Raw genomic sequence first — 6,812 nt, 5'->3', positions numbered from 1 at the left:
ATATTCTATCAGATTTTAAAAAGACTGTCGACAGTCACTTTGTCAACAGTCTGAAACGCCTATATCCATTGGATAGGCGTTTCATTGTTTTTAACTAGATATTCATTCGCAAGCTTAAAATGATTATTTCCAAAGAAACCACGATAAGCGCTTAAAGGACTAGGATGAGGACTTGTAAGAATTAAATGTTTTGGATTTGTCAGTAATTTCTTAGATTGAATAGCCTTGGATCCCCATAATAAAAATACAACAGGGCCATCCTTTTCATTGATCCATCTTAAAGCTTCATTTGTAAAATTCTGCCAGCCTTTATCTTGATGAGATAAAGGCTTATGCTCTTCAACTGTAAGGATAGTATTCATTAATAGTACTCCTTGTTTAGCCCAGTCGGTCAAATCACCCGTGCGATGTACAGGAGTTTGATACTCATTTTCTAGTTCTTTATACATGTTTTGTAAAGATGGAGGTAAAGGAAAGTTGCTTGGTACACTAAATGAGTAACCTTGAGCTTGTCCTGGACCATGATATGGATCTTGTCCTAAAATAACAACTTTTGTATCTTTTAAAGAAGTTGTTTTAAAGGCTGCAAAAATATTTTCTTTTGCAGGATAAATATTTTTTGTTTTATATTCCTCAGCTAAAAAATATCGTAAATTTAGTAAATAATCTTTTTGTATTTCTTGATCAAACAGTTGATCCCAGTCATTATGCATAATCATGTGATTCACTTCTTTCTTTAGTGATATAATAATACCATGAATGTACAAGAGAAAATTAATAAAATGGAAAATTGTCGTGGAAAAAACCATGACCTATTAGAATTCAGACAATGGTTAACGGATGCAATACCAAATCATACAGCCTTAAAAAAGATTCAGGTAGCTGGTACAAACGGAAAGGGAAGTACTTCAATTTGGCTAAGAGATTTGTTGATGAAAAAAGGATATAAAGTAGGGGTTTTTACATCTCCACATTTGATTCATCATACAGAAAGAATACGCGTGAATGATACATGTATTACTTTAGCTGATTGGGAAAGAATCTATGATCAATATGAAGAGTTATTCTTATTACATAAGATGACAATGTTTGAAATGGATCTATGGATGTCAATGGCCTATTTTATTGAACAACAAGTTGATTACTGCATTATTGAAGCTGGGATGGGAGGTCGTTTGGATGCGACAACAGCTTTGGATTATGAAGCCTGCTTAATTACTAATGTAGGACTTGATCATACGGAATATTTAGGGGATACATTTGAAAAAATCGCATATGAAAAATCAGGTGTATTTAAACCAAATGTTCCTGCTCTGACAACCGAAGATAAACCGGAATGTCAAAAAGTAATGGAGCTTGTTGCAGATTATATGAAAACACCACTATGTTTTATTGATTGTCAAGAAACTGATGTATTGAGATGGAATGGTATGACATTTCATTTGAATCCACCGTTATATCAGGCTAAAAATTTATCTCTAGCATTAGAAACGTTGAATGTACTTGGAATTTGGCTCGAAGAAAATGAAATTCAACAGGTAATTGATCATTTTAAATGGGCAGGCAGATATATGGTTCTTAGAAAAGATCCATTGGTTTTATTAGATGGAGCACACAATGTACATGGAATAACAGCGTTGACACAATCTTTGAAGGATTTTACAGGAAAGATTTATTTTTCGGTATTAAAAGAGAAGGATGCACCGCATATGATTGAATTACTTCAATCCATTAGTAAAGACATTACATTAGTAGAAATATCGAGTGCTCGTCTATATCCATTAGAAAAATTAGGGTATCCTATTATTACAGTGGATGAGTTGATCTCAAGACTTTTAGATACAAAAGAAGACAGTTTATTATGTGGTTCTCTATATTATGTAGGAGAAGTATTAGAAAAATGGGGCAATGTTTGACACACCCTATTTTAGCGCTTAGAATTGTTCTGTTGAGACTGGAGCGATAATATGTTTACGATTGAGGAGTTTTTGCGTATATCCAATCAAATGAGGGATTATTATGCAAAAAAAATAAAAGATAGTTTTCAAGAATTTAATTTTTCACCAAATGAAATATCTATCTTGATTGTTTTAAAGAATAATTCAACTATTACAACAAGTACGGAATTAAAAGTGGTGTTAGGCGTTTCAAAGACTCTGATTTCTAGAAGTGTTGATTCGTTGGAAAAAAAGGGACTTATTTGTACTTGCATAGATGAAAAAGATAGTCGAATACACCATTTACAACTCACAGGCGAGTGTAAACCTATTTTAAAGATTATTGATGAAGAGATTGGTAAAATCAATAAAACATTATTTAATGATGTGTCTGTAGAAGAAATGAAAAGCTTGAAGCAGACGATGAGTAAATTACAGAAGTGTGTTGAAAAAGAAGAATAGTTATATAGCATATAACCACTAAACTTGCTACAATAGAAGTAACAAGGGAGGTGTTCTTATGGACAACACAGTTTTGTATGATCTTTCTTATGGTATGTATGCCGTGGGTGTAAAAGATGGCATGCGCGAATGCGGATGTATTGTGAATACTGTATTTCAGGTTTCTACGATAGGACCGCTAATTGCCTTGAGCATGAACAAGGATAATTATACTTGTTCATTGATTGAAAAAAATAAGTATTTTTCTTTATCAATCTTGCCTGAAACAATAGATTCACAAGTGATTACGGATTTAGGTTTTCAAACAGGAAAAGATAAAGATAAGTGGGCGAAGTTGAATCATCATTTGTTTAGAGAATTGCCTGTTGTAGATGATGCGTTAGGATACATGATGTGTGAAGTACAAAGTCAGATGGATGCAGGAACACACTTTGTATTCTTGGCAAAAGTCGTTGATGCCAAGAAAGGTGATTCTGGTAAACCAATGACCTATGCATATTATCATAATGTATTAAAACAAAGCGCACCGGCAAAAGCACCTACATACAGAAAAGAAGAAAAGTGGGTATGCAGTGTTTGTGGATATGTATATGATGGTGATGATTTTGAAAGTGAACCAGATGATTATGTATGTCCAGTTTGTGGAGCTAAAAAAGACATGTTTAAATTGCAGTAAAAAAGGTGGACCTATTAACGGTTCACCTTTGGCTTTAATTGAATACATGTTTTCATTACTAAATATAAAATAACGACTTGGAATGGTAATGAAATTAAGTTTTTGATTAATTTAGGACTCGCAATAACTAAGAATGGAGTTCCCCACAACATAGATGTAAATAGTGTGTTTAGAAATAAACTGACAACTACATCATATGTTATTCGACATAAGATGACGCGAACCCAAGTGATTCTTTCGCAGTTATAGAAGTAAGCTGAAAAAATACATGCGCTTGCCATAGTTGAAATCATAAAGATCGGATAATATGCACCCACAGGTTTAACCATGTAATTGACTAAATCTAATAATGGTGCAAGCACTAAGTTTGGAATGGGTCCATAAAGTAAGCAGCTAGCAGCTGTCGCAATGGATGCAAAGCCTATTTTTAACTGGTTTGTGATTTGGATGGATCCAAACAAGTTAAGAATAACATTTAGGGCAAAAAATAATGCCACACCTACGATAACACGCACGTTTTTTAATGAGCGTGCATTTTCTTTTAACATTACAAAGTATTGATTCATATATAAAAAGACCTCCTTTTTTCCATATTGCGATACAAAAAAAGAAAGTCTTTAATTTTTTCGATCACAACAGCGGGATGCAAAATATGTACCGCAAGAATAACTTTTCGTTCCTTAACCAACTCCCCGTGTTAAAGACACTTAACGCACATATTTTTACTCTGTATGTAATTGAATTATATGTATTAAAAAGAGATCTGTCAACAGATCTCTTTAATTGTTATTCGATTGTAGCTTTGTCTAATGCTCTAACGAAGTCATACAATGCAGCTGTATCTAAGTTTTTGATCTTTTTGTTGTATAGATCATAGTAGCTTAAACCATTGATTGCTACATATGGACATAAAGCAGAAACTTTTTCGTAAACTTCTTTATAAGCAGCAGTACTTGCAGCTTGATCAGTTGTGTGTAATGCAGTATCTAATAATGCATCTAAATCAGGATCTGATAAACGAGCTGTGTTATCTGTTTGACCAGTTTGGCATAATAAGTTGATACCAGTGTCATCACCTGAAGTAAATTGCCATCCCATGTAGGATACTTCCCAATCGTTAACTGTATCATCACCTTGAACTGTTGCCATCATTGTGTTGAATTCACTTAAGTTTGTCTTGAAATCAACGCCAAGTTCATCGCCCCAAGCTTTTTCTAGCATTGGAAGCATTGTATCTAATTGATCTTTACCTTTTGTAGAAACCATACGAACAGTTAATTTTTGTCCATCTTTTTCACGTTTTCCATCACTTCCTACAGTCCAACCAGCATCGTCTAAGATTTGTTTAGCTTTTTCGATGTCATAATCATAGTAAGTCATGTTGTCATCTTTTTCTTTACCAGTAATGATATCACCTAATTGTGATGAAATTGGGTTAGCCATTAATACTGGAACGAAACCAGGTTGAGTTTTCTTAACATCTTTACTTCCTTTAGAGAATGAGTAGAAGCTATCAACAAATGATTGACGATCAATCGCATAAGTTAATGCTTGACGTACAGCAGGATCTGCAGTGGCTCCAGCTTCACAGTTGTAAATAAAGTATTGCATTGAGCTTGATGCATAGTTGTTGTAAGTTAAGTTCTTATCTAAACTAGCTGTACCAACTTTATCGGCATTATCAGCTTGTGGTAATAAGTCAACAGTTCCTTTTTGAAGTTCTTGAAGTTCTGTTGAAGTATCACAAATCTTCATTACAACGTTATCAATTTGGTATTCACCATCTTCAGCTTTAAATTTATCATTCTTAACAAATGTGGCAGCTGAATCTTTTTGGAAGTTTTTCAATACATATGGTCCAGTACCAATTGGTTCACTAGCCTTGTCTTCAAACATCTTTGTATCACCTTTTTTGTATTTCTTGAATTGTGAATTAGAGATGATTGGGAATGTACCAACTTGGCTGATTGCATCGATTCTTGGTGTTGCCAAGTGGAAAGCAACTGTATAATCATCGATTTTTTCAACACCGCTTAGAGTTTTGGCATCTCCATCGTGATATTCTTTATAACCTTCTAAGTAATCAACATATGTTGAGAAACGACCAGTATAGCTTGGGTCAGCCATAGCTGTGAATGTCAATACAACATCGTCTGCATCCAATTTAGATCCATCAGAGAATTTCACTCCTTTTTTCAATTTGAATGTTAATGTTGATCCATCCTCACTAATAGTTGGTTGTTCAGTAGCAAGTTCTGGTTGTAATTGATTATCACAATCATAGCTCAACATACTTTGATAAACCATTTCAATAACGTAATCATCATATACAGTTTGATAATACAATGGAGAGAAAATTCCATTGAAACCTGTGTTTAAGCCAACTGTCAACGTTTTTCCATTTGCACCAGATGATCCACCAGCACAACCAGTCATCATTGCAGCTGCCATACATACGGCACCGGCCTTCTTTAAATAGTGACTTGTTTTCATAATTTGCACCTATCCCTTCTTGTGATGTCACTAGTGTAAAACTTTACAATGAAAAATGCAAGTAAAATTTACATTAATTTACATTTGTGTGTAAAATAATTACAATTTATACATAATGTATACAAAATATGAACAATATGCTATTTAATGTATACAGATTTTGTAGATAAACTATGAGAAAAAGTTCACATTGTTTTTGTGGTAAATAAAGCATTTTTGGACTATACTTTGATAGAAAAGAGGTAGTTAAAGTTATGATTATTGATGAATTAGAAAAAAAGGTCCAAGGAAAGGGAGTACGAATCGTATTTACCGAAGGTTGGGATCCACGTGTACAAAAGGCAGCTATTGATTTGAAAAATAATGATGTTGTACGCCCAGTATTATTAGGAACTCCAGAAGAAATTGCTGGCTGTGCACAAAAGAATAGTTTAAATGTTGAAGGAATCGAACAAATCGATCCAAATAACTTTGATCACATGGATGAAATGGTCCACAAAATGGTCGAATTACGTCGTGGTAAAATGGACGAAGAAAAAGTTCGTAAAGCATTGAAGAGTACAAACTATTTTGGAACTATGTTAGTTCAAATGGGATATGCCGATGGTTTATTAGGTGGTGCTACATACTCTACTGCAGATACTGTACGTCCAGCATTACAATTGATTAAAACAGCTCCAGGAAACCAATTAGTTTCTTCTTGCTTCATTTTAATTAAAGAAGAATCTCAATTGATCATGGGTGACTGCTCAATCAACATTAACCCTAATACAGATGATTTAGTAGAAATCACTATGCAAACAGCTAACTCAGCTCGTCAATTTGGTGTAGAACCAAAAGTTGCATTATTATCATACTCAACAATGGGTAGTGCAAAAGGTGAATGCGTTGCTAAGATGACTGAAGCAAGTGATCGTTTGCGTCGTATTGCTGATTTTGATATTGATGGAGAAATGCAATTTGACTGTGCAGTAAGTGAAGAAGTTGCTCGTTTAAAAGCTCCTAATTCAAAAGTTGCTGGACATGCAAATACTTTTATTTTCCCTAACTTGTCAAGTGGAAATATTGGATACAAAATTGCTGCTCGTTTAGGTGGATATGAAGCAGTTGGACCAATCTTACAAGGATTGAACGCGCCAATCAATGACTTATCTCGTGGATGTACTTCAGATGAAATCTACAAGATGGCTATTGTAACTGCTGCTCAAAAAGATATGGATATCTAATTTAAATAATTATATTTT

General features: G+C 33.9%; 7 protein-coding genes and 1 riboswitch. Of the genes, 4 read left to right on the top strand and 3 right to left on the bottom strand.

What is annotated here, in order from left to right:
* Positions 1–59: 59 nt before the first annotated feature.
* Positions 60–713 (bottom strand): uracil-DNA glycosylase, encoded by a 654-nt coding sequence (locus LJE08_RS06975; RefSeq protein WP_186998861.1) that lies wholly within the window; start codon positions 711–713, stop codon positions 60–62.
* A 42-nt stretch (positions 714–755) separates the two neighbouring features.
* Between LJE08_RS06975 and LJE08_RS06970 the strand changes: the two genes are divergently transcribed.
* The 3 genes from LJE08_RS06970 to LJE08_RS06960 are packed head-to-tail and all read left to right on the top strand — an operon-like array spanning position 756 to position 3,075.
* The gene (locus tag LJE08_RS06970; protein ID WP_227402784.1) at positions 756–1,916 is read left to right on the top strand and encodes a folylpolyglutamate synthase/dihydrofolate synthase family protein; all 1,161 of its coding nucleotides are present in this window, start codon (positions 756–758) and stop codon (positions 1,914–1,916) included.
* A 51-nt stretch (positions 1,917–1,967) separates the two neighbouring features.
* Positions 1,968–2,399 (top strand): MarR family winged helix-turn-helix transcriptional regulator, encoded by a 432-nt coding sequence (locus LJE08_RS06965; RefSeq protein WP_117924962.1) that lies wholly within the window; start codon positions 1,968–1,970, stop codon positions 2,397–2,399.
* 58 nt (positions 2,400–2,457) lie between these two features.
* Positions 2,458–3,075: a flavin reductase gene (locus tag LJE08_RS06960; protein ID WP_117924964.1), complete on the top strand. Its 618-nt coding sequence runs from the start codon at positions 2,458–2,460 to the stop codon at positions 3,073–3,075.
* Positions 3,076–3,089: 14 nt separating this feature from the next.
* Here LJE08_RS06960 and LJE08_RS06955 read toward each other — a convergent pair whose 3' ends face one another.
* Both LJE08_RS06955 and LJE08_RS06950 read right to left on the bottom strand, forming a co-directional pair.
* Positions 3,090–3,641 carry a folate family ECF transporter S component gene (locus tag LJE08_RS06955; protein ID WP_117924966.1) on the bottom strand — a complete coding sequence of 184 codons (552 nt, stop codon included), beginning with the start codon at positions 3,639–3,641 and terminating at the stop codon, positions 3,090–3,092.
* Positions 3,642–3,709: 68 nt separating this feature from the next.
* A riboswitch (THF riboswitch) is annotated at positions 3,710–3,807 on the bottom strand.
* Between the two features lie 54 nt (positions 3,808–3,861).
* Positions 3,862–5,568 carry an ABC transporter substrate-binding protein gene (locus LJE08_RS06950; RefSeq protein WP_227402783.1) on the bottom strand — a complete coding sequence of 569 codons (1,707 nt, stop codon included), beginning with the start codon at positions 5,566–5,568 and terminating at the stop codon, positions 3,862–3,864.
* A gap of 254 nt (positions 5,569–5,822) precedes the next feature.
* On the opposite strand from LJE08_RS06950, the gene pta reads away from it, so the two are divergent.
* Positions 5,823–6,794 (top strand): phosphate acetyltransferase, encoded by a 972-nt coding sequence (pta, locus tag LJE08_RS06945; RefSeq protein ID WP_186998849.1) that lies wholly within the window; start codon positions 5,823–5,825, stop codon positions 6,792–6,794.
* The last annotated feature ends 18 nt before the right edge of the window (positions 6,795–6,812 follow it).

It is taken from the genome of Holdemanella sp. DFI.5.55, from assembly GCF_020593575.1.
Classification (GTDB): Bacteria; Bacillota_I; Bacilli_A; order Erysipelotrichales; family Erysipelotrichaceae; genus Holdemanella; species Holdemanella hominis.
Note: the sequence above shows the minus strand (reverse complement) of the source record. Positions and strands in the feature narration are given on the sequence as shown.

What these genes read in the sequence shown, in the direction of transcription:
- LJE08_RS06960 (WP_117924964.1), top strand. Translation starts at nt 2,458, where the DNA reads ATGGACAACACAGTTTTGTATGATCTTTCTTATGGTATGTATGCCGTG.
- LJE08_RS06975 (WP_186998861.1), bottom strand. Translation starts at nt 713, where the DNA reads ATGCATAATGACTGGGATCAACTGTTTGATCAAGAAATACAAAAAGAT.
- LJE08_RS06950 (WP_227402783.1), bottom strand. Translation starts at nt 5,568, where the DNA reads ATGAAAACAAGTCACTATTTAAAGAAGGCCGGTGCCGTATGTATGGCA.
- LJE08_RS06970 (WP_227402784.1), top strand. Translation starts at nt 756, where the DNA reads ATGAATGTACAAGAGAAAATTAATAAAATGGAAAATTGTCGTGGAAAA.
- pta (WP_186998849.1), top strand. Translation starts at nt 5,823, where the DNA reads ATGATTATTGATGAATTAGAAAAAAAGGTCCAAGGAAAGGGAGTACGA.
- LJE08_RS06955 (WP_117924966.1), bottom strand. Translation starts at nt 3,641, where the DNA reads ATGAATCAATACTTTGTAATGTTAAAAGAAAATGCACGCTCATTAAAA.
- LJE08_RS06965 (WP_117924962.1), top strand. Translation starts at nt 1,968, where the DNA reads ATGTTTACGATTGAGGAGTTTTTGCGTATATCCAATCAAATGAGGGAT.